This window comes from Streptomyces sp. NPDC051214 (assembly GCF_040682375.1).
GTDB lineage: Bacteria > Actinomycetota > Actinomycetes > Streptomycetales > Streptomycetaceae > Streptomyces.
The window spans coordinates 130,252-156,293 of record NZ_JBFBAT010000008.1 but is presented as its reverse complement, the minus strand read 5'-3'; the positions used below and the strand labels follow the sequence as shown (position 1 = coordinate 156,293).

The following is a 26,042-nucleotide window of genomic DNA, read 5'->3' as shown; positions in this document are numbered from 1 at the left end:
CTGACAGGGACGCATGCGGCCGAATCAGTAGCCGCGGTAGGGGCGGTTGTACGGGTCCTCGTACGTCGCCGGGGCCGGGCGGGGTGCCGCGGGGCGCATGGCCTCGTAGCCCGTTCCGGCCGGGGGACGCTGTTGATGCTGCTGGGGGCCCGGGTAGCCGCGCGGTGCCGACGGCTGCTGCGGGATGTACGGCGCGGGCGCCTGCTGCAGCGGTGCGGGCTGCTGCGCGTAGCCGTACGAGGGGTTGTGGTGGGACGGAGCTGCGGGCAGCGCGGGCAGGGCCGACTGCAGCGCGGGCAGGTGACTGCCCGTGTCGTACGCGGAGGGGACCCGGATCGGGGCGATCTGAGGAGTACCCCGCTCGGCGACAAGGGAGTCGTAGATCGGGGTGTCCGGGAAGGACGGCGCGGAGTAGTAACCGCCGCCATAGGTGGAGCGGGGGGAGGTCATGACACATAAGTTAAGCCCTTGATGTGCTGGTTGGGGAGACCGATAAGAGGGTTGTTTTACGTGTCGGTAGTGACCGGACGTCCCCAATGCGAGCGAACTTAGGAAAAATCGGTCGCGCAGCCGCGTAGGGATCCTGTACAAGCCAAGCTCCGTACGGGTTACCGGCGGTTGACGCACGGTTGACGTGAAGGCCGGGCGGCAGGGTGTCGAGGGTGGCCATGGGCCTGCCGGGGGTCCGGGTAATAGGTTGGTCATGAACGGGACGGCGGCCTGGCCGGACGTGGCGACTTGCGATGGGGGCGGACATGACAATGCCTAAAGGATCGAATGTTCCCGTGCCGGCACCTGCCGTGCGCGTCGAACTGGGGTGGGCCTCAGGGGCGGGGGTGCCGGACGCCGACGCGTCGGCCTTGCTGCTCGCCGCTTCCGGGAAGGTCCGCTCGGACGACGACTTCGTCTTCTACAACCAGGCGGTCCACACCTCCGGTGCGGTGCGCCACGAGGGCAAGAAGACCGATGGCGGCCGGGTGACCGACGCGCTCGTGGTGGACCTCGCGCGCGTGGAGCCCGCCGTGGAGACCGTGGTGCTCGCCGCCTCGACGGACGGCGGCACGTTCGGGCAGGTCCCCGGCCTCTTCATCCGGGTCGTCGACGCGGCGAACGGCGCCGAGATCGCGCGTTACGACAGTGAGGACGCGACCGTGGAGACGGCGTTCGTCCTCGGCGAGCTCTACCGCCGCCAGGGCGCGTGGAAGTTCCGCGCCGTCGGGCAGGGGTACGGCAGCGGACTCCAGGGCCTGGCCACCGACTACGGGATCTCGGTGGACGAACCGCAGCAGGGGCCCGCCCCTGCCCCGGCCGCGGTGCAGCCTCCGCCGGCCCCGGCGCCGGTGGCTCCCGCGGCCCCCGTCCAGGCCCCGCCGCCGCCCGCCGCGTCCCCCGCACCCGCGGGCCCGCCCGTGCGCCTGACGAAGGTCACGCTCACCAAGGACGCCCCGTCGGTCTCGCTCACCAAGCAGGGCGGCACCTCCGGCGCGATGCGCGTGAACCTCAACTGGGAGGTGCGCAAGCAGTTCAAGGGCTGGGCCAGCAAGCTCGGCCGGGCCGTGGCCATGCACGCGGACCTCGACCTCGACCTGTGCGCCCTGTACGAACTGAGCGACGGCCGCAAGGGCGTCGTCCAGGCGCTCGGCAACGCCTTCGGGTCCCTCGACCAGCCCCCGTACCTGCTGCTCGACGGCGACGACCGCACCGGAGCCGTGGCCAGCGGCGAGAACCTCACGGTCAACCTCGACCACATCAAGGATTTCAAGCGCATCGTCATCTTCGTGACGATCTACGAAGGCGCGCGCAGCTTCGCCGACCTGAACGCCACGGTGACCCTGCAACCGCAGCACGGCGCCTCCATCGACTTCTCGCTGGACGAGTGCACGGTGCCCTCCACGGTGTGCGCGCTCGCCCTGCTCACGAACAACAACGGCGACCTCTTCGTCCAGCGCGAAGCCCGCTACCTGGTCCCGGAGCGTGGCGTGAGCCCGCAGCGCACCATCGACCACGCGTACGGCTGGGGCATGAACTGGACGCCCGGCAGGAAGTAGCGGGGGGTTTCAGTTCTGCTCGGGAGCGGGGTCGGGGCGGGTGTAGGTCCGCCCCTTCCACGCCGCCCCGCGCCCCCTGTAGTGCTGCACCGCCGAATCCACCGTCATGAGGAGGTAGAGGAAAGCGGTGAACGGCAGCAGGGGAGCGAGCCAGAGAGTCTGGCGGTAGTAGCGCAGCATCGGGACGTACGTCGCCGTCATCACCAGCCACGCGATGCCGCCGAGCACGGCCGGCCACGCGCTGCCCGTGGCAAGCCCGCCCAACAGCGCGACCGGGGGCAGCAGATAGATCAGGGCGAGCCCCAGGACCGTGCCGAGCAGGATCAACGGGTTGTGGCGGAGCTGGGCGTAGGCGCTGCGCGAGACCATCCGCCAGAGGTCGCCGAGCCCGGGGTAGGGGCGCACGCTGTCGACGCGCTCCGCGAGCCCCAGCCAGATGCGGCCGCCCGACCGCTTCACCGCACGGGCCAGCGTCACGTCGTCGATCACCGCGTGCCGGATGGCGTCGGGGATCGCCGCGCGCTCGGCGGCGGCCGTGCTCAGCAGGACGCATCCGCCGGCGGCCGCGGCCGTGCGCGAGCCCTTCTTCGCGATCCAGCGGAACGGATACAGCTGCGCGAAGAAGTAGACGAACGCCGGGACGACGAGCCGCTCCCACATGCTCGCGACGCGCAGCCGCGCCATCTGCGAGACAAGGTCGAATCCGGCCGTCTCCGCCGCCGCGACCAACTCCCGCAGACTGTCCGGCTCGTGCGCGATGTCCGCGTCGGTGAGCAGCAGATAGCGGGGCGTACGCGCGCGTGCCAGGCCGATGCCGTGCCGTACGGCCCACAGCTTGCCGGTCCAGCCCGGCGGCGGCTCACCCGGTGAACCGACGGTCAGCGGCAGGCCTCCGTGCCGGTCGGCGAGGGACCGGGCCAGCGTCCCGGTGCCGTCCGAACTCCCGTCGTCGACAAGGAAGATCTCCGCCTGCCCCGGGTAGTCCTGGGCGAGGAGCGAGGGCAGGCTCTCGGGCAGCACGGCGGCCTCGTCGCGGGCGGGCACGACGACGCAGACCGAGGGCCAGACGTCCGGCTCGCGGCGCGGCGGCAGACGCAGGTCGGTGCGCCAGAAGAAGCCCTGGCCCAGCAGCAGCCACAGCCAGGCGGCAAGCGATGCGGCGGCGGTCCACACTACGGCGCTCATCCGCCGCAGTCTGCCCCACGCCGCCGGGCCCAGAAGGCCGATCGACTATGGTGACCGGGTGAAGATCGCGCTCATGGACTCCGGTATCGGCCTGCTCCCCGCCGCGGCGGCGGTACGTCGTCTGCGGCCGGACGCCGATCTCGTCCTCTCCTCGGACCCCGACGGACTGCCCTGGGGGCCGCGCACCGCACAGGACATCATGGAGCGCTCGCTCGCCGTCGCGGAGGCCGCCGCAGCACACCGGCCCCAAGCGCTGATCGTGGCCTGCAACACCTCGTCCGTGCACGCCCTGCCCGCCCTGCGCGCCCGCTTCGAACCCGGCCTGCCCGTCATCGGGACCGTACCGGCGATCAAGCCGGCCGTGGCCGGCGGCGGCCCCATCGCCATCTGGGCCACCCCCGCCACCACCGGAAGCCCCTACCAGCGCGGCCTCATCGAGGAGTTCGGCGGCGGCGTCGCCGTCACGGAGGTGCCCTGCCCCGGCCTCGCGGACGCCGTGCAGTCCGCCGACGAGGCGGCCATCGACAGGGCGGTCACCGCGGCGGCGGCACTCACTCCGCGTGATGTAAGTGCCGTCGTCCTGGGCTGCACCCATTACGAGCTGGTCGGGGAGCGTATCCGCGCGGCCCTCCAGCAGCCCGAGCTGCCGCCCCTGGTCCTGCACGGCTCCGCCGGAGCGGTCGCCGCCCAGGCGCTGCGCCGGGCCGGAGAGCTGCCGGGCCCCGGCAGCGGCACGGAAGGCGGCCTCACGGTCATCCTCAGTGGCCGCGCCGCCGAGCTGCCCCTCGCCGCCCACACGTACGCCGAGGGCAGGCTCCTCGCGGCGGCCACTCCCGCACGCTGAGTCTGCGGACGACCGGAGCGGTGACGCTCCGCGATGCCGTGCCTTCCCACCGGAACGTCGGTACTCTTCGTCGCATGAGGGACCACACCCACGGCGAGCGGGGCAGCACAGCCGACGCCCCGCCGGAAGTCTGGACCGGAAGCGCGACCAACCGCGTGCAGTGGCTGCTGGCTCTGGCCGGCGCCCTCTGTCTCGCGCTGGGGATCGAGCTGGCCGTCGACAACATGTGGACGTCCGGGATCGCCGCCCTCGCCATGTCCGTCGTGGGGTGCATCGCCGCCGGGCTGCTGATCCTGTTCGGCACCCTCGCCTTCGTCCATGTGGCCGTGACGGTCGACAAGGACTGCCTGGAAGTGCGCTGCGGGCACATGGGCCTGCCGCGCCGCCGCATCCTTCTCGCCCACGTGGTGGGGGCGGAATTCGCCCAGGTCGTCTGCCCCCGGCAGTGGGGTGGCTGGGGCTACCGCTCGCGCCCCGAGCTCGGCACCGCCGTCGTCGTCAGGCGCGGTGAGGGCCTGGTCCTCAGCCTGGGCGACGGCCGGAAGTTCACGGTCACCGTCGACGACGCCGAAGCGGCCGTACGGATCATCCGCCACCGGCTGTCCCTGGCGGGGCGCCAGGCGGTCTGATCTGCGCCGGTTCATCGCCCAGCGGTCGTGCCGTGGCGATGCCCGCGAGATAGCCCGCGCCCGTCGTCACCGCCGTGAGGCTCAGCGCGTTGCCGACCGACGCCACCGCGGCCAGCGCCGTCAGGGCCGCGCCCGCCGACAGGACGACCTGGGTGGAGCGCGGCGAGCGGTACAGCGCGTACAGAAGCCAGCAGAAGACCGCCGCGAGAAGGACCACGCCCACCAGGCCCTGCTCGGCCACCTGCTGCAACGGCGCCGAATGGGGCTTGCCGTCGGTCAGGAGATGCTCGGCCACCGTCGGGCTGGCATCGGCGAACCGGCCGGGACCCACGCCCACCGCGGGTTCCTGGCCCGCGAGCGCCAGCGCGTCCTGCCACAGCTCGACCCGGTAGCCGTCGAGCTGGCCCTCCAGGGACGCGCTCAGCCCCTCCGGCAGTACGTCATCGGCGATCGCCCAGGTCAGACCGGTCACCACTGCCGTGGCCAGGGCGAGACCCGCCAGGCCCAGGACCCTGCGCCGCATCAGCGCGGTCGCCAGCGAGCACAGCAGGATCCCGGTGCAGGCGATGACGCCGGCCACGGAACCGAGCGCCGCCGCGGCCACCGAGATCCCCACGGCAAGGAGCCGCATCGCCAGCCGCGCCGAGGCGCTGCGGGCCGCCCATGCCGCGGAGCAGGCCGCCCCCGAGGCCAGGATGAGGAGCGCCGCGGTGGCGCCGGTGTGGCCGAGCGGCGCCGCGCTGACGGGGCCCGGCGAGAGCTGCGGGGCCGCCGCGGCGAGGCCCACCCCGGCCAGCGCACCGGCACAGGGCGCGGCGACCGGCAGCAGTGCGCCGCAGATGCGGCCGCCCGCGTAGCCCGCGGCCACGGCGAGCACCGCCAGCAGCACCCCTTCGGGTTGGCCCCCGTGCACCCCCGCTGTGATCAAGGTCCAGGCTGCGCACACGCCGAGCAGCGCGCAGCCCGTCGCGTCGGACGCGCTGCGCCGTTCGTATGCCCCTGGTGGCCCGGCCGTAGCGGCCATCCCCGTTGTCCCCACCCCGTCGCCCCCCGCCGTATGACGGGCCCCGAACGCTGTGGCTCGATCCGGCCGCAGGTCAGGGACTCGGGCACACCGTAGTCGCTGGAACCGTGAGATGTGGACATCTTGCGCAGGAACGATCCGGCACTCGCATGGACAAGGCCCCCGCGAGCGGGCACGACCGTCCTGTCTTTGTCCAAGTGACGCGCCGTACACTCCCCGAGTGACCGCCACCACCACCTCCGTAGACGAGTCGGAGCAGCTCGGGCCGCGGCCCGAGCCCGTTTCGCGCAAGGCCCGCTTCCTGCGAGCGCTCGTCCCGGCCACCGCGGCGGCACTCTCCGGAGTGCTGCTCTACGTCAGCTTTCCGCCACGCACCCTGTGGTGGCTGGCCCTCCCCGCCTTCGCGGTGTTCGCGTGGTGCCTGCACGGCCGCGGCTGGAAGGCGGGCCTCGGGCTCGGCTATCTCTTCGGCCTCGGCTTCCTGCTGCCGCTCCTGGTGTGGACCGGCGTGGAGGTCGGGCCCGGACCCTGGCTGGCGCTCGCCGCCATCGAGGCGATGTTCGTCGCCCTCGTCGGAGCGGGCATCGCCGCCGTCTCCCGGCTGCCGGGGTACCCCCTCTGGGCCGCCGCCCTGTGGATCGCCGGTGAGGCGGCACGCGCGCGGGTGCCGTTCAGCGGTTTCCCGTGGGGGAAGATCGCCTTCGGGCAGGCGGACGGCGTCTTCCTGCCGCTTGCCGCGCTCGGCGGCACCCCGGTGCTCGGGTTCGCGGTGGTCCTGTGCGGCTTCGGCCTCTACGAGATCGTCCGGCTGGCGCGCGACGCCCGTGACCCACGCGCCGTACGACGGGGTGCGGCGGCAGCGGCCCTGCTCAGCGTGCTCGTCCCGGTCGCCGGTGCCTTCGCCGCGCGCCCGCTCGTCAGCGACGACGCCGAGGACGGCACCGCGACCGTCGCGGCCATCCAGGGCAACGTCCCGCAGGCGGGTCTGGAGTTCAACGCCCAGCGCCGCGCCGTGCTCGACCACCATGTGCGCGAGACCGAGCGGCTCGCGGACCGGGTGAAGGCGGGCAAGGCGAAGCAGCCCGACTTCGTCCTGTGGCCGGAGAACTCCTCCGACATCGACCCGTTCACCAACCCGGACGCCCGCGAGGCGATCGAGCGCGCGGTGAAGGCGATCGGCGCCCCCATCTCGGTGGGCGGGGTCGTGGAGTCCAAGGACGGCAAGCTCTTCAACGAGCAGATCCTGTGGGACCCGGAGAAGGGCCCCACGGATACCTACGACAAGCGGCAGATCCAGCCCTTCGGCGAGTACATCCCGCTGCGCGGCGTCGTCGGCTTCTTCAGCAGCGACGTCGGCATGGTGCGCCAGGACTTCAGCCGCGGCACCGAGCCCGGCGTCTTCACCATGGCGGGCACCGAGGTGGGCCTCGCCACCTGCTACGAGGCCGCCTTCGACTGGGCCGTGCGCGACACCGTCACCCACGGCGCGCAGATCATCTCGGTGCCCAGCAACAACGCGACGTTCGACCGCAGCGAGATGACGTACCAGCAGCTGGCCATGTCGCGGATCCGCGCCGTCGAGCACAGCCGCACCGTCACCGTCCCGGTGACCAGCGGCGTCAGCGCGATCATCCGGCCGGACGGCCATGTCTCGCAGAAGACGAAGTGGTTCACCGCCGACTCACTCGTCGAGGAGGTGCCGCTGCGTTCCTCGCAGACCCCGGCCACCCGGTTCGGCACCCTGCCCGAGGGCATCCTCGTGCTGATCGCCGCGGGCGGTCTCGGCTGGGCGGTGACGGTCGGCGTACGGGCCAGGCGCACCCGGCAGGGCCGTTAGGGTCGAGGGCATGGCAACTCCTGACTTCATCCGCACGATCCGGGCCGACGCCGGTCACCAGCTGCTCTGGCTCCCCGGGGTCACCGCCATCGTCTTCGACGACGAGGGCAGAGTGCTCCTCGGGCGGCGCTCCGACAACGGCAAGTGGTCGGTCATCGGCGGCATCCCGGACCCGGGGGAGCAGCCCGCGGCGTGCGCCGTGCGCGAGGTCTTCGAGGAGACCGCGGTGCACTGCGTCGCCGAGCGCGTCGTGCTCATCGAGGCCCTGGAGCCGGTGACCTACCCCAACGGCGACACCTGCCAGTTCATGGACATCACCGTGCGCTGCCGCGCCGTCGGCGGCGAGGCACGCGTCAACGACGACGAGTCGCTCGAAGTGGGCTGGTTCGCGCTCGACCGGCTGCCCGACCTGCACGAGGCCGGGGTCTTCCGGATCAAGCAGGCCATGGCGGAGGACCAGCCCACCTGGTTCGACCGGAGCTGACGGGCGCAGCGGGCCGGCTCAGCTCGCCTTGATCATGTCGGCGCACTTCTCGCCGATCATCATGGTCGTGATGCACGGATTGACCGCGGGCAGGAACGGCATGACCGAGGCGTCGGCTACCCGGAGCCCGGTGACGCCCTTGACGCGCAGTTGCGGGTCGAGCGGCGAGTCCGCGTCGTCCGTCGCGCCCATCCTCACGGTGCCCGCCGGGTGGTAGACGGTGTTGTGGGTCTGGCGGATGTAGGCGAAGAGCTCGTCGTCGGTCGTGGCGTTCGGTCCCGGAGCGAGTTCGGCGCCCGCCCAGTCCGCCATCGGGGCCTGCGCCGCGATCTCCCGGGCGAGCCGGAGCCCGTACGTCATGACGCGGATGTCGTGCTCGTGCGTGAAGTAGCGCGGGTCGACCTTCGGCTTGTCCCGGAAGTCGCGGGTGCGCAGCCGGACCGTGCCCATCGAACGGGCCCGGGTGACGTTCGGGGTGAGGCAGAAGGCGTTGTCGGTGGTCGGGTAGCCGCGCCGGTAGGTGTTCATGTCGAAGGGCACCGAGCCGTAGTGGAACATCAGGTCCGGGCGGTCGAGGCCCGGTTCGGTGTCCGCGAAGATGCCGATCTCCCACCACTGGGTGGAGGAGGTGACCATCGGCTGCTTCGCCTCCCACATGATCACGCCCTCGGGGTGGTCCTGGAGGTGGGCGCCGACGCCGGGGGAGTCCACCCGCACATCCACCCCGCACTCCCGCAGATGCCCGGCGGGACCGATGCCCGACAGCATCAGGAGCTTGGGCGAGTCGATGGCGCCGCAGGCCACGATCACCTCGCGGCGCGCGCTGACGCTGTCGCTGTGGATGGTGTCGGGCTGCAGGAACTCGACGCCCGTGCAGCGCCGGTTCTCGTCGAACAGCAACCGCCGTGCCTGCAGGCCGGTGCGCACCTCCAGGTTGGGCCGCTTGCCGAGGATCGGGTGCAGATACGACACCGAGGCGGATGAACGGGTGCCGTCCGGACGGGAGTTGATCTGGAACCAGTGCGCGCCGCGCTTCACCGTCGTGCCGGTGTTGAACGGGGTGGTGGGGATGCCGGCCGCCGCGCACGCCTCCAACAGGGCTGTTCCGCAGGGGTCGTTCGGCGGCACGCTCATGATGTTCACCGGGCCCGAGCGGCCGTGGTGGTCACCGGGCGCGTCGTTGGTCTCCAGGCGCTGATAGAGGGGGAAGCAGTCCGCCGCGCTCCACCCCGTGCAGCCCAGCGAGCCCCACTCGTCGAGATCCTCGGCGGGGGCCCAGAACGCGATGCAGGAGTTGTGCGAGGAGCAGCCGCCGAGCACCTTGGCGCGGGCGTGCCGCATGAAGCTGTTGCCGTTCTCCTGCGGCTCCACCGGATAGTCCCAGTCGTAACCGGACTCCAGGAGGGCCATCCAGCCCTCGAGGCGCAGGATGTTGTCGTCGCCGACGTCCGAAGGCCCGGCCTCCAGGACGCAGACGCTGACGTCCGGGTCCTCGGTCAACCGGGCGGCGACGACCGCGCCTGCCGTACCGCCGCCGACCACCACGTAGTCGTACTCGGACCGAGAGCTCTCTGCGGGCATGGTGACTCCAGATCAGCGGGGTTCAGGGGGCGGCCGGGGGCGTCGGGGGAGTGGTGGGGTCGACGGCCTCTTCTTCGAAGCGGTGCTCGGCGAGTACGCCCGCCTTGTGCCGCTGCACGAACCAGTAGTAGGCGAAGCCGCCGCAGGCCACGATGCCGATGAAGAGGAACGCGCCCCAGCGCAGGTACCAGTGCTGCGGGCCCGTCGCGTTGTAGACCTCCGCGCGGGGCCAGGCCAGGTTGAGGGACATGGCCGCGCCCCAGAGCACGGCCAGGATGTTGACGGGCAGCCCGAACCTGCCGAGCGAGAACTTGCCCTCGACGGGCTGCCACTGGCCGCGCAGACGCCTGATCAGCATCGGCAGGGTGACCAGCAGATAGGCCAGGTAGATCATGATGATCGCGATGCTCGTGATCACCGAGAAGATCTGCGGCTGGTTGATGTTGATGACCAGGATGGCGACGCCGACGACGCCGATGACGATCGCGGGCAGTACGGGGGTCTTGAATCGCGGGCTGACCTTGGCGAGCAGCGAGGAAGCGGGCAGTGTGCCGTCGCGGGCCATGGCGAACGCGAGCCGGATGCCCGCCGCCTGCACGGCGAGTTCGCAGACCGTGATGGCGACGACTACGCACCACAGCACGATCTCGCCGATCGTGGAGCCGAGCGTGCTCAGGACCACGTACTGCAGGCCGTCCACGGACAGTTCCTTCGCGTGCAGATCCGGCACGGCCAGGAGGGCGAACAGCAGGATGAGCCCGCCGATCAGGAACGAGAAGATGAGCGCCCGCAGGATCGCCCGCGGGGCGTTGCGGCTCGGGTCGAGCGACTCTTCGCCGAGCGAGGACGCGGTGTCGAAGCCGTACATCACGTACGCCGAGGCGAGTGACGCCGTCAGGAACGCGCCGAAGTAGCCGAGGTTCTGCCCCTGGCCCAGGCCGCCGGTCTCCGTGATGGCGCTGGGGCCACGCGTGATGTGGGCGGCGAGCAGCACGATCAGGACGACGGCCGCGATCAGTTCGATGAGGACGCCCGCGGAGTTGATCCGCGCCATGAGCTTGACGCCGAACGCGTTGACCAGGGTGGTGAACAGGATCAGCACGGAGCCGAGCAGCACCGCGTTCTTCGCCGCGTCGGTCGTACCGCTGCCGTCCCCGATGAACTGGAACGTGTCGGAGATCTGCGGCAGCGTGATCTGGTACGCGAGGGCGACCGCCGCCAGGGACACCATGGTGGCCGTCAGCATCATCCAGCCGCCGAGCCAGCCGATGTGCTTGCCGCCGAGCTGCTTGGCCCAGTTGTAGACGGACCCCGCGACGGGGAAGCGGGCGGCCAGCTCGCAGAAGCAGAGCGCCACCATCAGCTGGCCGACGAAGACCATCGGCCAGGACCACCAGTACGCGGGGCCGCCGAAGCTCACACCGAAGTAGAAGAGCTGGAAGGTGCCGGTCAGGATCGAGATGTAGCTGATCCCGGCGGCGAAGGTGTGGAAGTTGCCCAGGGTGCGCTTGAGTTCGGGTCGGTAGCCGAGCTTGCCGAGCGCGTCGTCGTCGTCCTGGTGCTGCTGCCGGGCGGCATCGGCGGCCTCGGCACCCTTGCCGGGATCCGTGCTCATTCGAACCACCTCTGCGGGGTCGGGGCGAGGTTGCGCCAGATGTGTTTGGCCTCCTGGTACTCGGCGAGACCGGCAGGCCCCAGCTCGCGCCCGAAGCCGGACTGCTTCATGCCGCCCCACTCCGCCTGCGGCACATAGGGATGGAAGTCGTTGATCCACACCGTGCCCGCGCGCATCCGGGACGCCACCCGGTGCGCCTTGCCGCCGTCCTGCGTCCAGACGGCGCCCGCGAGCCCGTAGACGGTGTCGTTGGCGAGCGCGACCGCCTCGTCCTCCGCCCGGAACCGCTCGACGGTGAGCACAGGGCCGAACGACTCGTCGGTGATCACGGACATGCCGGGCGTGCACTCGTCGAGCACGGTCGGCGGGTAGTAGTAGCCCTCCGAGAGAGCCGGGTCGTCGGGCCGCGCGCCGCCGCACCGCAGCACCGCGCCCTCGGCGATGCCCGCCGCCACGTACGCCTCGACCTTGTCGCGGTGTGCCGCGGAGATCAGCGGCCCGGTGCGGGCGTCGTCGTCGAAGGGGCCGCCGAGCCGGATGCGCTGGGCGCGTGCGACCACCTCGTCGACGAACCGGTCGTGCAGCGCGTCCTCGACGAGGAGCCGTGCCCCGGCCGAACAGACCTGGCCCGAGTGCAGGAAGATCGCCATCAGGGCGTAGTCGACGGCCGCCTCGAAGTCGGCGTCGGCGAAGACGATGTTGGGGTTCTTGCCGCCCAGCTCCAGGGCGACCTTCTTCACCGTGGGGGCCGCGGCGGCCATGATGCGGCGCCCGGTGACGAGCCCGCCGGTGAACGACACCATGTCGACCCGCGGATCCTCGCTGAGCGGCGCGCCCGCGGTGGGGCCCGCGCCCAGGATCAGGTTGGCGGCACCGCCGGGCAGCCCGGCCTCGGTGAGCAGGCGCATCAAAATGATGGCGGTGTGCGGGGTCAGCTCGCTGGGCTTGAGGACGAAGGTGTTGCCGGCGCCGAGCGCGGGGGCGACCTTCCAGGCGGTCTGCAGCAGCGGATAGTTCCACGGCGTGATCAGCGCGCACACGCCGACCGGCTCGTGCACCACCCGGCTGTCCACCTCCGGGCTGCCGGCGTCGACGACGCGGTCGGTGCCGCCCGCCGCCGTCAGGTTGCCGAAGTAGCGGAAGCAGTTCGCGATGTCGTCCATGTCGTACTCGCTCTCCACGAGCCGCTTCCCGGTGTCCAGGGATTCGGCGCGGGCGAGTGCGTCCTTGTCGCGTTCGAGTAGGTCGGCCACGCGCAGCAGCAGGCGGCCGCGTTCGGCCGCAGGGGTGCCGGGCCACGGCCCGGTGTCGAAGGCCTCGCGTGCGGCGGCGATCGCCGCGGCGGCGTCCTTCGGCCCTGCTTCGTCGACGGTGGCGACCAGGGTGTTGTCCGCCGGGCAGCGGATCTCCCGTGTCTGCCCGTCCACGGCAGTGGTCCATGTTCCGCCGATGAACAGCTCCGGCATGACGGCTCCTCGGGGGGATGGGATGCGCGGGTGCTCCACCAATGGACGCTATGGAGAACGGCCCGCACGCGCACCACAGGAGCCGCTGATCGGGGCAGCCGTCCCACTCCGTTAGCCTGAAGGCACGATGAACCGGCTGAGCACGTCATGGGGCGCGTACGACCTCACACGATTTCCCGAGGACCCTCGCGACCCGCTGCGCGCCTGGTCCGCCGCCGACGCCTACCTGCTGCGGTATCTCGCGGGCGAGGACGGCGGGCCCGTCGGGGCGGAGGAAACGGGCAAGCCCGTCGACCTCTCCGGCACCGTGGCCGTCGTCGGTGACCGCTGGGGCGCGCTGACCACCGCGCTCGCCGACCACGGGCCGACGCTGATCACCGACTCGTTCCTCGCGCGGGAGGCGACGCGGGCCAACGTGGCGCGCGCCGGTTTCGCGCCGGACGCGGTGCGCCTGGCGACCACCGGCGACGCCCCGCCGAGCCGGATCGACGTACTCCTGGTCCGCGTGCCGAAGAGCCTCGCGCTCCTGGAGGACCAGCTGCACCGGCTCGCGCCCGCCCTGCACGCGGGCACGGTCGTCGTCGGCACCGGCATGGTCACCGAGATCCACACCTCGACGCTCGACCTTTTCGAGCGGATCATCGGTCCCACGCGGACGTCGCTGGCCCGGCAGAAGGCGCGGCTGATCTTCAGCACGCCGGACCCGGAGCGCGACGCCGGCCCCAGCCCCTGGCCGCGCAGCTACGTCCTCGACGACGACTCCGGAGCGGGCGCGGGGCTGACGGCCGTCAACCACGCCGGGGTGTTCTGCGCCGAGCGGCTCGACATCGGCACCCGCTTCCTCCTGCAGCACCTGCCGGCCGGCAGGGGAGCCGCGGGGGCCGCCGCGCACGTCGTGGACCTGGGCTGCGGCAACGGCGTGCTCGGCACGGCCGTCGCCGTCGCCGATCCCGAGGCCACGGTCACCTTCATCGACGAGTCGTACCCCGCCGTCGCCTCGGCACAGGCCACCTTCCGCGCCAACGCCGCCGAGACGGCGCGTGCGCGGTTCATCGCGGGCGACGCGCTGGCGGACGTCGCGGCGGGCACGGTGGACCTCGTCCTGAACAACCCGCCCTTCCACACCCACCAGGCGACATCCGCCGCGACCGCCTGGCGGATGTTCAGCGGGGCACGCGCCGCGCTGCGCCCCGGGGGCGAGCTCTGGGTCGTCGGCAACCGCCATCTCGACTACCACGTGAAGCTGCGGAAGCTCTTCGGCAACGCTCAAGTCGTCGCGGGCAACCCCAAGTTCGTGGTCCTGCGGGCGGTCAAGCGCGACCGCTGACACCGGCCACGGCCTGCCCCCTTCGACCGCCTCAGGCGTCGAAGGCGGTGGCCCGGGTCACCTTCTCCCAGGCCGCAATCTCCGCACGGACCGAGTCGAGGTGGCCGACGACCGCGTCCACGGCGTCCTCGCCCAGCGGCAGGCGCAGCGGGGTCTCGTCGGCGTCGAGCGCGGTGATGATCGCCGCCGCGGCCTTCGCCGGGTCGCCGGGCTGCGTGCCGTCGCCGCCCGCGACCATCGTCCGCGTGGCGCCCGCCGTCTGCGCGTAGTCCGGGATCTCCACGGGGCTCGCGCTGGTGTTGCCGAACAGGCTCGTGCGGAACGCGCCGGGCTCCACGACCAGGACCTTGATGCCGAGCGGCCCCACTTCGGCGGCCAGCGCCTCCGACATCCCCTCGAGGGCGAACTTCGTGCCGCTGTACGCGGAGAAGCCCGCGAAGGACATCTGCCCGCCCATGCTGCTCATCTGCACGATCGCCCCCGAGCGCCGGGCCCGCATGTGCGGAAGGACGGCGCGGGTCAGCGCGGCGGGACCGAAGACGTGCACGTCGAACAGGGCGCGCAGCTCGGCGTCGGAGTCCTCCTCCAGGGCGCCGACGTGGCTGCGGCCCGCGTTGTTCACCAGGACGTCGATGCGGCCGTGCCGGTCGGTGACATCACGCACGGCGGCCTCGATGCCGGCCGTGTCCGTCACGTCCAGGGCGAGGGCCTCGACCTGGTCGGGGTGGGCCGCGACCAGGTCGTCCAGGGAGGAGGCGTTGCGCGCGGTGGCGACGACCACGCCGCCCGCGGCGACGGCCGCCTCGGTGATCGCCCGGCCGAAGCCGCTGTTCGCGCCTGTCACGAGCCATACCTTCGTCATGCCGAACTCCCTTTGTATGTAGGCCGGTTCACCGTATGTGAGCCGGTTCGCTCCTCTCCGGCTCTGTGGATCATCCTGCGGCAGAATCGGGTGGCCCGTCCAAGATCTGACGTGATAGCTGATGGTTATGGACTCACTCGGCAGGGACTCGCACGGCAGGGACGTACACAGCAGGGACCTCCGCTACTTCGTCGCGGTCGCGCAGGAGCTGCACTTCACGCGGGCCGCCGAGCGGCTCTTCGTCTCGCAGCCCGCCCTGAGCAAGCAGATACGGGCCCTGGAGCGGCAGTTGGGCGCCGACCTGTTCGTACGCGAGAGCCGAGGCGTGCGCCTCACCCGCGCGGGCGCGGCACTTCTGCCCTACGCCCAACAGGTCCTCGAGCACTGGCGGTCGGCGGTCGGAGCGGTGGAGCACGCCAAGACCGAGGAGCGGGCGACGCTCCGCGTGGGCATGAGCACGCGACCGGCCCGCGGGGGCCTCCTGCCGGCGGTACGCTCCCGCTTCGGCGACGCCCACCCGCAGGCCACGGTCCGCCTCCGGCAGGTGAGTTGGGAGGACGCCAGCGCCGGCCTCGCGGACGGCGCGGCGGACGTCGCCTTCGTCTGGCTGCCGCTTCCGGACATGGAGCGCTACGGCTGGGTCGTGGTCGCCGAGGAGCCGCGCCATGTCGCCCTCCCCGCGACGCACCGCCTCGCGGACCGGGACGAGATCGACTTCGCCGACCTCCTCGACGAACCCTTCCTCGCGCTGCCCAAGAGCGCGGGCGCGCTACGGGACTACTGGCTCGCCCTGGATGCCCGCGCGGGCCACCCGCCGCGCATCGGCGCGGAGATCGCCAGTACCGACGAGACGTACGAGGCGCTGGTGGACGGCCGCGGAGTCTGCCTGGCCGCCGCGGGCAACGCACCCCTGATCACACTGGGCGGCGTCGTCACGCGTCCGGTCCGCGGCATCACGCCCAGCCGGTTCGCCCTGGCCTGGCGCGTGGGCGACGACCGGCGCCCGCTGGTGGCCGCGTACATCAAGGCGTGCGGGGAGGCGCTCGGGCGGGCGGAGTAGGGCGGAGCAGGGAGGCGCGTCGGCCCGCCCGGCCTTCCGCGGCCTCATCTCGCCGCAACCGTTGACCTTGCCCCAACACCCCCTTACCGTTTCGGCGTTCGGAGTATCAGATGGCGTTCGAAATGGCGAACGTCGGCGCGAGGGGAGCCGCATGAACCACAGTGAAGTACCCAGCCGCAGAACGGTGTTGAGGGGGACGCTGGCCGCCGGCGCACTCGCCGCCGCACCCGCGCTCACCGCCACGCCCGCGCTCGCCCAGGCACCCGCCCACGCGGCCTCCCGGGCCCCGGCCTACCGCAACCCGCTGGTCGAGCAGCGCGCCGACCCGCACATCCACCGCCACACCGACGGCCACTACTACTTCACGGCGACGTCCCCCGAGTACGACCGCATCATCCTGCGTCGCTCACGCACCCTGCGGGGCCTGACGCGCGCGGACGAGTCCGTCATCTGGCGGCGGCACACCAGCGGCGACATGGCCGCGCACATCTGGGCGCCGGAACTGCACCACATCAACGGCAAGTGGTACATCTACTTCGCCGCGGCCCCCGCCGACGACGTGTGGAAGATCCGCATCTGGGTCCTGGAGAACGCCCACGCCAACCCCTTCAAGGGGACATGGACGGAGAAGGGGCAGCTCACCACGGCCTGGGACACCTTCTCCCTCGACGCCACCACGTTCACGCTTCCCCAAGCTCGCAACTCCGTTCGAGCAGGGGAGACCCCATTCGGCAGCCGCTACCTCGCCTGGGCGCAGTACGAGCCCGGCATGGACAACAACACCGCTGTCTTCCTCTCCCGCATGGCGAACCCATGGACCCTGACCGGCCCTCAGATCCGCCTGACCACACCTGAGTACGACTGGGAGTGCGTCGGCTTCAAGGTGAACGAAGGCCCCAGCGTCATCCAGCGCAACGGCCGCGTCTTCCTCACGTACTCGGCGTCGGCGACCGACTTCAACTACTGCATCGGGCTGCTCACCGCCGACTCCCGCAGCGACCTCATGAACCCCGCGTCCTGGTCCAAGTCGCCGGCCCCCGTCTTCACCAGCAACGACACCACCAAGCAGTACGGCCCCGGCCACAATTGCTTCACCGTGGCCGAGGACGGCCGCACCGACGTCCTCGTCTACCACGCCCGCCAGTACAAGGACATCGTCGGCGACCCCCTGCACGACCCCAACCGCCACACCCGCGTCCAGAAGCTCGGCTGGAAGAAGGACGGCACCCCGGACTTCGGCATCCCGGTCGCCGACGCCTCCTCCTAGAGCAGCGGCCCGAGGAAACGCCGCACGAAGGCGTTGCGGAACTTCCCCGCCGGGTCGAGGCGACCGGCGAGGGCCGCGAAATCGGCCGCGTGCGGATACCGGGCGCCCAGCTCGGCGGGGTCGGCCGCGAACACCTTGCCCCAGTGCGGCCGGGGCGAGAGCTGGGCCAGGTGCTCCTCGATGCGTGAGACCACCGGGAGCACGGCCGCCGCGTCGGGAACCCAGGTGAAGTGGAACGCCACGGTGTCGCGGCCGTGCGCGGGGCTGAGCCACTGGGTGTCGGCGGCGACCGTGCGCACCTCGCACACCTGGAGGACGGGCGCCACCTCGTCCCTGAGGGAGTCCAGGATGTGCAGGGCCGTCAGGGCGTGCTCGCGCGGCAGCAGATACTCCGACTGGAGCTCGGCGCCGCTGCTCGGCGTGAACTCGGCCCGGAAGTGGGGCAGCCGCTCGTGCCACGGACCCGCAACGCCCAGCTGCTGGGTGCAGTTGACGGCGGGCATGCCCGGCACCGGATGCTGCGGCGCGGACGCGGGCGCGGCCCAGGGAAAGCCCACGGGGGACTTGCCGCGCTGCTTGAGCCACACCTGGTTGAAGCGCGGCCCGCGCCAGTCGGTGAACAGGCTCACGCTGTACGCCGCCGATGTCACCGCTTCGAAGTCGAGCCCTGACAGGGGGAGTTCGCCGAACACGTGCTGGCACACTCCGAAATCCGGCTCGAGGTCGAGAGTGAGCGAGAGGACGACGCCGAGCGCGCCGAGCGAGACGACGGAGCCGTCGAACCCGTCGTCACCGCGCTGCAGGACCACCGTCTCCCCGTCGGCGGTCACCAGCTCCACCGCACGGACGCTCTCGGCGAGCGACTGATTGCCGTTCCCCGAGCCGTGCGTCCCGGTGGCGACCGAACCGGCCACCGAGATGTGCGGCAGCGAGGCCATGTTCGGCAGCGCGAGCCCGAACGACGCCACACGGCGGGCGAGTTCGGCATACCGCACGCCTCCCGACACGCGCACGGTACGCGCCGAGGTGTCCACGTCGACGGACGGCTCAAGAGCGGAGAGGGAGAGGAGCGCCGCGCCCGCCGCGTCAGGGTCCACGTCGGCGATCCGGTTGAACGAGTGGCCGCTGCCGAGCACCCGCACCTGCCGACTGCCCGCGACGAGCGCTTGCAGGGCCGACAGTGACGCGGGCCGGTGCAGCTCACGGGCCGAGAAGGTGATGTTCCCGGCCCAGTTGGTCACGGCGCCCCCGGTGCCGTCCCGGCCGGTGGTCGTGCTGCGTCGGCTGTCCGCACCTGCCCCCGCTGTTTCCATGGTCACGATGTTACGGCTCGGAGTCGGCGGCCTCAGGCCCGCATCACCAGCCGGTCCACCGCCGGGTTCCCCGAGCCGTAGGGCACCGGCAGCAGGCCGGGGTCGCCGCCCCCGGTCGCGTACAGCGCCTGTTCCAGGCCGCTGATCAGGGGCTGTACGTCGACCGGCGGGCGGACCACGAGGCGCAGGAAGCGGCTCGAACTGCCGATCTTGTTGCCGCACTCGCGCACCAGGATGCCGTGCTCCGCGAGCAGCCGGTCGCGCAGGAGCGCTCCGTCGACCCCGTCGGGCAGGCGCACGTACACGAAGTTGCCCTGCGAGGGATAACTGGTCAGTCCGGGGAGCCGGCCGAGGTGCCAGATCATCTCCTGGCGGTCGCGGCGCACCTGACGCAAGCTCAGGTCATAGGCGTGGCGGTGCTGTCGCAGCATGAACACCACCGTCTCCGCGAAGGAGTTGAGGTTCCACTTCGGCAGCGCGGCGCGCACCCGGCCCGCGAGCCCTGGGTTGGCGACCAGGTAGCCGAAGCGCACGCCGTGCAGTCCGAAGTTCTTGCCGAGGCTGCGCAGCACGATGACATTGGGCCGCAGGACCGCCTCGTCGGCGACGCTCGACTCCGGTCCCGCGTCGGCGAACTCCAGGAACGACTCGTCCACGACCACCAGGTCGAGGTCCTGCAGCGCGTCGAGCAGCGCGAGCACCGAGCGGCGCGGCAGCATGCCTCCGTCCGGGTTGTTGGGGTTGCAGATGACCGCGGTGCGGGAGCCGCGAGCCCGTACGAAGTCGACGAAGGCCGCCGGATCGAGCACGAAGCCGTCGGCCTCCGGAAGGAGGTACATGTCGACCCGCTTGCCGGTCTCCATCGACTGGTCGGTCCACCGCCCGAACGTCGGCACGGGCACCGCGAGCGCCTCGCGCACCAGCAAGTGGTCGATCCAGGTGATGAGTTCGGTCGATCCGTTGCCCATCACGACGGTCTGCGGGTTGAGCCCGAGCACGGCGCTGAGCTCGGCGGTGATGGTGTCCGCGCCGCTCGGGTAGTACGTGAGGATGTCCCGCAGCCGGCCGCCGAGCTCCTCGTACATCTCGGGCGTGGGGAAGTACGGATTGCACGGGATGCAGAAGTCGACGAGCGGCCGCCCGTTGTCCGCCGCCGCCCTGTTCAGCGCGGAGTACGAGGGGGTGTGCGCGGTGGACGCGCGGAAAAGGGCGGTGACGTTGCCCGCGTCTGCCATGGGAGGACTCCGGATGGGGAAGAGTGGTGTCTCCCGTACATACGTACGCGGGTGAGGGTGCGCTCAACTGCTGGGGCGGGTGGGCCGGGGGATCTGCTGGCGTCCGTCAGCTCCGTGGAATCCAGACCCGCATGGCCCCCTCGTCCCGGTGTGCCCACGCGTAGTAGGGCACCGCCGTCAGCGGGGCCGGTGTCCCGTCCGAGCGGCGCCGGCCGGTGGTGGTGACGACCGTAACGCCGCCCAAGAGGTCCGGGCGATGCTCGGCGACGGTGCGCGCGTCGGTTATCAGAGCCACCGCGTCCAGGCGCAGGCCCACCGGCTGATCAGCGCTTTCCAGGCAGTACACGAGGGGTCCGCGCTCGATGGCGAGGCAGCCGCGCACGGCGTCCACCCGTGGATCCGGCTCCGTGAGGCGTACGTCCAGGGCGAGGTCGAGGACGACGCGCTCGCCGGGCAGCCAGCGGCGGCGTATCCGCAGCCAGCCACCGTCCGCTTCGGTGCGGTCCTGCCGGTCCGGCGCGGCCACCGTGAACTCGGCGCACCAGGAGGGGATGCGCAGCGAGAGCGTCCAGTCGCGGTCGGCGGGCGCCGCGTCGACGGTGACCGTGACGCGGCCCTTCCACGGGTAGTCCGTCCCGACCGTGACGGCACCGCCCGTGTCCGTCGCGTACGAACCCGTCGCGTACTGGTGCAGTTGCAGGCCGTCCGCGTCGCCGCTCGCCACGTAGTGGGGGAGCGAGGCGAGCAGCCGCATGACGTTCGGCGGACAGCACGCGCAGCTGAACCAGGGGGTGCGGCGGGGCGCCTGGTCACCGGTGCGGATCTCGTGATCGTCGCGCACCTGGAGCGGGTTGACGTACAGCCAGCGGTCGCCGTCGAGGGCGACCCCGGACAGGAAGCCGTTGTAGAGGGTGCGCTCGACGAGGTCGGAGTACCGGGTCTCGCCCGTGAGCAGCGCCATCCGCCAGGACCACTGCACGGAGGCGATGGCCGCGCAGGTCTCCGCGTACGCCCGGTCCGGCGGCAGCTCGAAGGGTTCGCCGAACGCCTCGCCCTCGTGGCGTGCGCCGACACCGCCCGTGAGGTAGGTCTTCGTGCCGGCCATCGAGTGCCAGAGCCGCTCCAGGGCCTCGCGCAGGGTCGCGTCGCCGGTCTCCATGGTCAGGTCGGCGGCCCCCGCCAGGAGGTACAGCTGACGCACGGCGTGCCCCGTGACGGTCGGCGCCTTCCGCAGCGGCAGGTGGTCCTGCCAGTACGCCGGGCCCGGATCGCGGGCGCGGTCGATGCCCTGCGCGAGCAGTCCGTGGCCGCGGCGGTCGGTGAGGTGGCCCGCGAGGTCGAGGAAGCGCCGCTCGCCGGTCTCGCGGTACAGCTCGACGAGGGCGGTCTCTATCTCGGGATGGCCGCAGATCCCGTGCTTCTTCGCCGCTCCTTCGCTGGTCGTGTCCGGTCCGAAGAGGGAGTCGATGTGCGCGGCGAACCGGACGGCCACGTCCAGGAGTTCACGGCGTCCGGTGGTCCGGTGGTGGGCGACGGCGGCCTGGATCAGATGGCCCGCGCAGTACAGCTCATGGCCCCAGTCGAGCTCGCTCCAGCGCCGGTCGGGGCGGGCGACCTGGTAGTACGTCTGGAGGTACCCGTCGGGGTCCTGGGCGGCGGCGACGAGCGAGACCAGCCTCTCCACCTCCGCGGCGAGACCCTGCGGGCCCGGCTCGTCGGCCAGCTGCCAGGAGGCGGCCTCCAGCCACTTGTGGACGTCGGAGTCCTGGAACGGGAAGTCCCCGGTGAAAGCTCCCGCACCCTGCGCCGCGGCGCGCAGGTTCGCCAGGTTGCCGGCCTGTTCGAGGCGCGCGGGCCCCTGCGGGATGCTCACCGAGGCGTTGGTGTGGCGCCGGGCGGCCCAGAAACCGCCGGTGATCCGTGCGGTGGCCGCCGGGCGCAGAGCGTTGTGGGCGGGGGAGCGAAGGCGGATGGGCCCTTGCGAGCCCTGGGGCCCCTGAGGTCCCTGGGGTGCGGACGGGGGCGTGAGATCGGGCATACGTGCCATTCCTCGGTGCCATGTGCGTTCGATATCTAGAACATCGTTCGGATATCTGCTACTGGCGCAGACGCTACCGTGGGCCGCGGGGCGCGGGGGAGTGGTCGGCCGCATCCGGCACGTTCCCCTCACGCCCGGCCGCGGTCGAGGCTCCTACGATCGAGGGCCATGAGCCTCCGTCTGCTGATCTACAGCCGAACGACCGCATACCGGCACGCGTCGATCCCCGCCGGGGTCGCCGCCCTGTCTGAGCTCGCCGCCGGGATGGGCTGCGCGGCCGACGCGACCGAGGACCCGGCCGCCTTCGAGCAGGACCTTTCCGGCTACGCGGCGATCGTCTTCCTCTCCACCAGCGGCGACGTCCTCACCCCGGCCGGGCGGTCGGCGCTGCGCGCACACCGGTCGGCGGGCGGCGGTTTCCTGGGCGTCCACGCCGCGGCCTGCACCGAGTACGACTGGCCGTACTACGGAGAGCTGCTCGGCGCGCGCTTCGCCCGCCACCCCGCGCTCCAGCCCGGCCGCCTGATCATCGAGGACCACGCGCACCCCGCCACCGAACACCTCCCCGCCACCTGGGAGTTCACCGACGAGTGGTACGACTTCCGGGCCTCGCCGCGCGGTGCGGTACGGGTCCTGGCGTCCGCCGACGAGACCTCGTACGAGGGAGGCGGCATGGGCGCCGACCACCCCCTGGTGTGGTGCCATGATCACGGCGGCGGCCCGGTCTTCTACACCGCCCTCGGTCACGCCGACGAGGCGTACGCGGACCCCGTCTTCCGCGACCACATCCTGGGCGGCCTGCGGTATGTGACCGGCGTCGGCTGACTGGCCCGCGCATGGGTGAGCCCCCGCCCGGTGGGGGGCGGGGGCTCATGCACCAGGTGCCAGAGGTACCAGGGGTGCTAGAGGGTGCCGGAGGCGGAGATGGCGACCTCGGCCTTGGTGGCGCCCGACTGCGAGCCGAAGCTCTCGATCTTCTTGACGAGGGCCATGCTGTCCTCGTCCGCGACCTCGCCGAAGACGACGTGCTTGCCGTCGAGCCAGCTCGTGACGACCGTGGTGATGAAGAACTGCGAGCCGTTCGAGTCGGGGCCCGCGTTGGCCATCGAGAGCAGGCCCGGCTTGGTGTGCTTGAGCTGGAAGTTCTCGTCGGGGAACTTCGCGCCGTAGATGCTCTTGCCGCCGGTGCCGTTGCCGGCGGTGAAGTCGCCGCCCTGGAGCATGAAGTCCGGGATGACGCGGTGGAACTTCGAGCCCGCGTAACCGAAGCCCTTCTCGCCGGTGGCGAGCGCGCGGAAGTTCTCCACGGTCTTCGGCACGACGTCGTCGAAGAGGTTGAACGTGATGCGGCCCTCGGGCTTGCCGTCGATGGTGATGTCGAAATAAGCCTTGATTGTCATGGTCCTCATCCTGTCATTGCCCTGTCCCCACTCGCCAACCGAACCCCCCGAAGAGCCTGCCTTTACCCGTTTGACCAGGCATGACGGCGTTTGTGCCCCGGGCGCGCGCCGCGCCGGACGATCTTCTTCAGCCGGTTCTGACCCGCATGAAGGTGATCGAGTTCGCCGGGAACGTGTACGAGAACGTGTCGGACACCCCCCTGAACGTCGAGGTCACCGGCTTGACCGGTGTCGCGTCCTTCGTGTTCTCCGCGGCCGGGTCGGCGGCGAGCGTGGTCACCATGGCGCTTGAGTCCACCTTCGTGGCCGTGCCGAGGGTGATCTTGGTGCGCGCATCCGAGCCCTGTGCGTTGACGACCTTGACGATGAGGTCACCGGTGGCCTTGTCGCGGGTGACGACCTGCCGGAACGGCTCGGCGGGCTTGTCGTCCGTGAAGGAGCCCCACTTCTTGCCGTCGAGGAAGAGGGACACCTGCCGCCCGCGCACCTCTACGCGCAGGTCGTAGCTGCGGCCCGTCTCGATGGTCGTCGAGTCCTGGACCATGGTCTGCTTCGCGCCGTCAACGCTCTTCTCGACCGCTGACTGGGTGTTGTTCCAGCCGCCCAGGTTCCACCAGTAATGGTTGCCGGTGTCCTTGACCCCGAAGGCGACCATGAAGCCTTCCTTGCCGGACTTCTTGGTGGCCTTCACGTTCAGGTCGTAGTTCTGCCAGCTCTTGTCGCCGGCCGTGACCAGGGTGTTCTCGGCGGCCTCGTCGGACTGGACGTACGCACCGTCCTGGACGGCCCACGTGCCCTTGTCCGCCGCCTTGCTCCACTTGCCGTCACCGCCGGAGAAGTCGTCGCTCAGGAGCGTCCCGCCGTCCTCGCCGGTGACCTTCACGTCGTCGTACGCGGCGCTGGTCGCCCAGGTGGACAGGCCGACGGCGCCGGTGATGGGGCCGGACGTGGCGGGGGTGCCGGATGCCGTGGACGGCACGACCTCGTCGCCGACGTTGCGCATGAAGAGCTTCTGCGTCTCGTAGTTGGCCGAGCCCCATGACTGGTCGTTGTCGTACCAGATCATGTTCGGCTTCCACTGCACGTAGTCCTCGTTGGCGAGCAGCGGGGCGTACGAGGCGAGCTTGACGACGTCCGCGTTGCGCTCCAGGCCCGTCATGAAGGCGGCTTCGGAGAGGGCGTTGGAGAACTTGTTGCCCTGCGAGGCGTACTCACCGAGGAAGACCTTGGGGCCCTTGCGGTCGTAGGAGTCGTAGCGGTCGTTGTTCTCCAGGAACCACTGCGGGCTGTTGTAGTAGTGCTCGTCGACCATGGCTACGCCCGCGTCGCGGTTCAGCTGCCAGGCCTTGTCGAAGATCGAACCGCTGTCGTCGGGGCCGGAGTTGGAGATGACGGTGATGTCCGGGTGCTTCGCCTCGATGGCCGAGCGGAACTCCTCGAAGCGGGCGAAGAACTCCTCGGGGAGGTTCTCTTCGTTGCCGACCTCCAGGTGGGTGAGGCGGAAGGGCTTGGGGTGGCCCATCGCGGCCCGCTTCTTGCCCCACTCGCTGGTCGCCGGGCCGTTGGCGAACTCGATGAGGTCCAGGGTGTCCTGGATGTGCCGCTCGAGGAGAGCCGGGTCGTCGGTGGCCTTGTTCTGGCCGCAGCCGGTGACCAGGGCCGGCACCACGGGCAGCGGCATGGCGCCGGTGTCCTCGGCGAACTGGAAGTACTCGTAGTACCCGAGCCCGTAACTCTGGTTGTAGCCCCAGAAGTTGGCGTTGGTGGCACGCTGCTCGACGGGTCCGATGGTGTCCTTCCACTGGTAGGAGCGTTTGCGCTGCCAGCCGGACTTCTCGTCGTACGCCTCGTGGGAGCCGGTGTTGACCAGGCAGCCGCCGGGGAAGCGCAGGAAGCCGGGGTCGAGGTCGGCGATCTTCTGGGCGAGGTCCTTGCGCAGACCGTTCGCGCGTCCCTTGAAGGTGTCGCGCGGGAAGAGGGAGATCTCGTCGAGCGCGACGGAGGCGCCCGAGGTCACCGCGAGCCGGCCGGTGGCGGAGGTGCGGCCCGCCGTGAAGGACGCCTTGTACTTTGCCCAGCCGCCACGCGCGGTGACACGGCGGGCCGGAGCGAGCTCGCCGGATGCGTCGCGCAAGGTCAGAGTCAGCGGTGCCTTCTGCGCCCCGCTGGTGCGGGCCCAGACCGAGAAGTCGTAGCGCTTGCCCTTGGTGACCGCGATGCCGGTGTTGTAGCCGGAGTTGGTGACGGTCGAACCGGCGTCCAGGGAGAGGTAGTTGCGGTTGCGGGTGTTCAGGCGGCCCGCGTCGTTCACCACCTTGGCGGCGCCGGACGTGTCCCAGGAAGTCAGCGGCGTATAGGCGGTGTTGTCGGCGGTGGAGTACTCGAAGGAGCGGTTCTGGAGGAGCTCGGCGTAGAGGCCGCCGTCCGCCGCGCGGTTGATGTCCTCGTAGAAGACGCCGTACATCGAGTCGTCGATCTTCGCGCCGGTGCGGGCCGGGTCGACGTCGATGGTGTAGTCGGTGGGTTCGGCCGCGGCGGTGGGTCCCGCGGCGAGCGTTCCGGCGAGCAGGGCCCCCAGGGTGAGCCCGAGCCTCCAACGTCTGCGTGCCATGCGTACCCCAGTCCTGTGCGGTATATCGAACGTTGGTCAATGGGTCGAACGGAAACTTAGGTAGCGGAGAGCGGCGCGTCAACGCCTGGCACAGGAAGCGGCCGAGGTGGGTGCCGGGGTTCGTGATCTCGAACAACTGCCGTGAAATTCGGGGGACTTCGCCCCAGGCTCTGTCCGAACCGTTGACTGGCCCCGCGTTCGACCTTACGGTCCCGT

Annotated in this window: 21 protein-coding genes; 9 read left to right on the top strand and 12 right to left on the bottom strand. The window is 71.1% G+C overall.

Going from position 1 to position 26,042, the window contains the following annotated elements:
- Positions 1-24 precede the first annotated feature (24 nt).
- Entirely contained in the window at positions 25-450 is a 426-nt protein-coding gene (locus tag AB0M70_RS22095) for a DUF6643 family protein (RefSeq protein ID WP_365821793.1), read from the bottom strand.
- A gap of 293 nt (positions 451-743) precedes the next feature.
- Between AB0M70_RS22095 and AB0M70_RS22090 the strand changes: the two genes are divergently transcribed.
- Entirely contained in the window at positions 744-2,048 is a 1,305-nt protein-coding gene (locus tag AB0M70_RS22090) for a TerD family protein (protein ID WP_365821791.1), read from the top strand.
- 9 nt (positions 2,049-2,057) lie between these two features.
- Here the strand turns inward: AB0M70_RS22090 and AB0M70_RS22085 are convergent, their stop codons facing one another.
- On the bottom strand, positions 2,058-3,233 hold the full coding sequence (locus AB0M70_RS22085; RefSeq protein WP_365821788.1) for a glycosyltransferase: 1,176 nt from the start codon (positions 3,231-3,233) through the stop codon (positions 2,058-2,060).
- Positions 3,234-3,291: 58 nt separating this feature from the next.
- Between AB0M70_RS22085 and AB0M70_RS22080 the strand changes: the two genes are divergently transcribed.
- Positions 3,292-4,077: an aspartate/glutamate racemase family protein gene (locus AB0M70_RS22080; RefSeq protein ID WP_365821786.1), complete on the top strand. Its 786-nt coding sequence runs from the start codon at positions 3,292-3,294 to the stop codon at positions 4,075-4,077.
- 74 nt (positions 4,078-4,151) lie between these two features.
- The gene (locus tag AB0M70_RS22075) at positions 4,152-4,706 is read left to right on the top strand and encodes a hypothetical protein (protein WP_365821784.1); all 555 of its coding nucleotides are present in this window, start codon (positions 4,152-4,154) and stop codon (positions 4,704-4,706) included.
- Here the strand turns inward: AB0M70_RS22075 and AB0M70_RS22070 are convergent.
- Positions 4,663-5,730, bottom strand: coding sequence for an O-antigen ligase family protein (locus AB0M70_RS22070; protein WP_365821782.1), 1,068 nt, complete (start codon positions 5,728-5,730; stop codon positions 4,663-4,665). The two genes, AB0M70_RS22075 and AB0M70_RS22070, sit on opposite strands and share 44 nt — an antisense overlap.
- Positions 5,731-5,950: 220 nt before the next feature.
- On the opposite strand from AB0M70_RS22070, the gene lnt reads away from it, so the two are divergent.
- On the top strand, positions 5,951-7,567 hold the full coding sequence (gene lnt, locus AB0M70_RS22065; RefSeq protein ID WP_365821780.1) for an apolipoprotein N-acyltransferase: 1,617 nt from the start codon (positions 5,951-5,953) through the stop codon (positions 7,565-7,567).
- 10 nt (positions 7,568-7,577) lie between these two features.
- Positions 7,578-8,051 (top strand): NUDIX domain-containing protein, encoded by a 474-nt coding sequence (locus AB0M70_RS22060; protein WP_365821778.1) that lies wholly within the window; start codon positions 7,578-7,580, stop codon positions 8,049-8,051.
- 18 nt (positions 8,052-8,069) lie between these two features.
- Here the strand turns inward: AB0M70_RS22060 and AB0M70_RS22055 are convergent, their stop codons facing one another.
- The 3 genes from AB0M70_RS22055 to AB0M70_RS22045 are packed head-to-tail and all read right to left on the bottom strand — an operon-like array spanning position 8,070 to position 12,713.
- Complete coding sequence (locus AB0M70_RS22055) at positions 8,070-9,632, bottom strand: GMC family oxidoreductase N-terminal domain-containing protein (protein WP_365821776.1); 1,563 nt, start codon at positions 9,630-9,632, stop codon at positions 8,070-8,072.
- A gap of 22 nt (positions 9,633-9,654) precedes the next feature.
- Positions 9,655-11,247: an APC family permease gene (locus AB0M70_RS22050; protein WP_365821774.1), complete on the bottom strand. Its 1,593-nt coding sequence runs from the start codon at positions 11,245-11,247 to the stop codon at positions 9,655-9,657.
- Positions 11,244-12,713, bottom strand: coding sequence for an aldehyde dehydrogenase family protein (locus AB0M70_RS22045; RefSeq protein WP_365821772.1), 1,470 nt, complete (start codon positions 12,711-12,713; stop codon positions 11,244-11,246). Before AB0M70_RS22045 ends, AB0M70_RS22050 begins: the two co-directional genes overlap by 4 nt.
- Before the next feature lie 127 nt (positions 12,714-12,840).
- Here AB0M70_RS22045 and AB0M70_RS22040 point away from each other — a divergent pair, with 127 nt between their 5' ends.
- Positions 12,841-14,040, top strand: a complete 1,200-nt coding sequence (locus AB0M70_RS22040; RefSeq protein ID WP_365821769.1) for a methyltransferase — start codon at positions 12,841-12,843, stop codon at positions 14,038-14,040.
- 31 nt (positions 14,041-14,071) lie between these two features.
- Here the strand turns inward: AB0M70_RS22040 and AB0M70_RS22035 are convergent, their stop codons facing one another.
- Positions 14,072-14,902 (bottom strand): oxidoreductase, encoded by an 831-nt coding sequence (locus AB0M70_RS22035; RefSeq protein WP_365821767.1) that lies wholly within the window; start codon positions 14,900-14,902, stop codon positions 14,072-14,074.
- Positions 14,903-15,029: 127 nt separating this feature from the next.
- Here AB0M70_RS22035 and AB0M70_RS22030 point away from each other — a divergent pair, with 127 nt between their 5' ends.
- Together AB0M70_RS22030 and AB0M70_RS22025 are read left to right on the top strand one after the other, a co-directional pair.
- Positions 15,030-15,962, top strand: coding sequence for a LysR family transcriptional regulator (locus AB0M70_RS22030; protein WP_365821765.1), 933 nt, complete (start codon positions 15,030-15,032; stop codon positions 15,960-15,962).
- Between the two features lie 151 nt (positions 15,963-16,113).
- On the top strand, positions 16,114-17,229 hold the full coding sequence (locus AB0M70_RS22025) for a glycoside hydrolase family 43 protein (protein ID WP_365821763.1): 1,116 nt from the start codon (positions 16,114-16,116) through the stop codon (positions 17,227-17,229).
- Here the strand turns inward: AB0M70_RS22025 and AB0M70_RS22020 are convergent.
- From AB0M70_RS22020 to AB0M70_RS22010, 3 genes are all read right to left on the bottom strand, one after another.
- A complete protein-coding gene (locus AB0M70_RS22020) occupies positions 17,226-18,542 on the bottom strand; it encodes an FAD-binding protein (RefSeq protein ID WP_365821761.1) in 1,317 nt (438 codons plus the stop codon). The two genes, AB0M70_RS22025 and AB0M70_RS22020, sit on opposite strands and share 4 nt — an antisense overlap.
- 32 nt (positions 18,543-18,574) lie before the next feature.
- Positions 18,575-19,777: a histidinol-phosphate transaminase gene (locus tag AB0M70_RS22015; RefSeq protein ID WP_365821759.1), complete on the bottom strand. Its 1,203-nt coding sequence runs from the start codon at positions 19,775-19,777 to the stop codon at positions 18,575-18,577.
- A 106-nt stretch (positions 19,778-19,883) separates the two neighbouring features.
- Complete coding sequence (locus tag AB0M70_RS22010; protein ID WP_365821757.1) at positions 19,884-21,815, bottom strand: beta-L-arabinofuranosidase domain-containing protein; 1,932 nt, start codon at positions 21,813-21,815, stop codon at positions 19,884-19,886.
- A gap of 168 nt (positions 21,816-21,983) precedes the next feature.
- On the opposite strand from AB0M70_RS22010, the gene AB0M70_RS22005 reads away from it, so the two are divergent.
- Entirely contained in the window at positions 21,984-22,640 is a 657-nt protein-coding gene (locus AB0M70_RS22005) for a ThuA domain-containing protein (RefSeq protein ID WP_365821755.1), read from the top strand.
- A 77-nt stretch (positions 22,641-22,717) separates the two neighbouring features.
- On the opposite strand, the gene AB0M70_RS22000 is transcribed toward AB0M70_RS22005, so the two are convergent.
- Both AB0M70_RS22000 and AB0M70_RS21995 read right to left on the bottom strand, forming a co-directional pair.
- Complete coding sequence (locus AB0M70_RS22000) at positions 22,718-23,215, bottom strand: peptidylprolyl isomerase (RefSeq protein WP_365821753.1); 498 nt, start codon at positions 23,213-23,215, stop codon at positions 22,718-22,720.
- A 127-nt stretch (positions 23,216-23,342) separates the two neighbouring features.
- Complete coding sequence (locus tag AB0M70_RS21995; RefSeq protein ID WP_365821751.1) at positions 23,343-25,826, bottom strand: alpha-L-arabinofuranosidase C-terminal domain-containing protein; 2,484 nt, start codon at positions 25,824-25,826, stop codon at positions 23,343-23,345.
- Positions 25,827-26,042 lie beyond the last annotated feature (216 nt).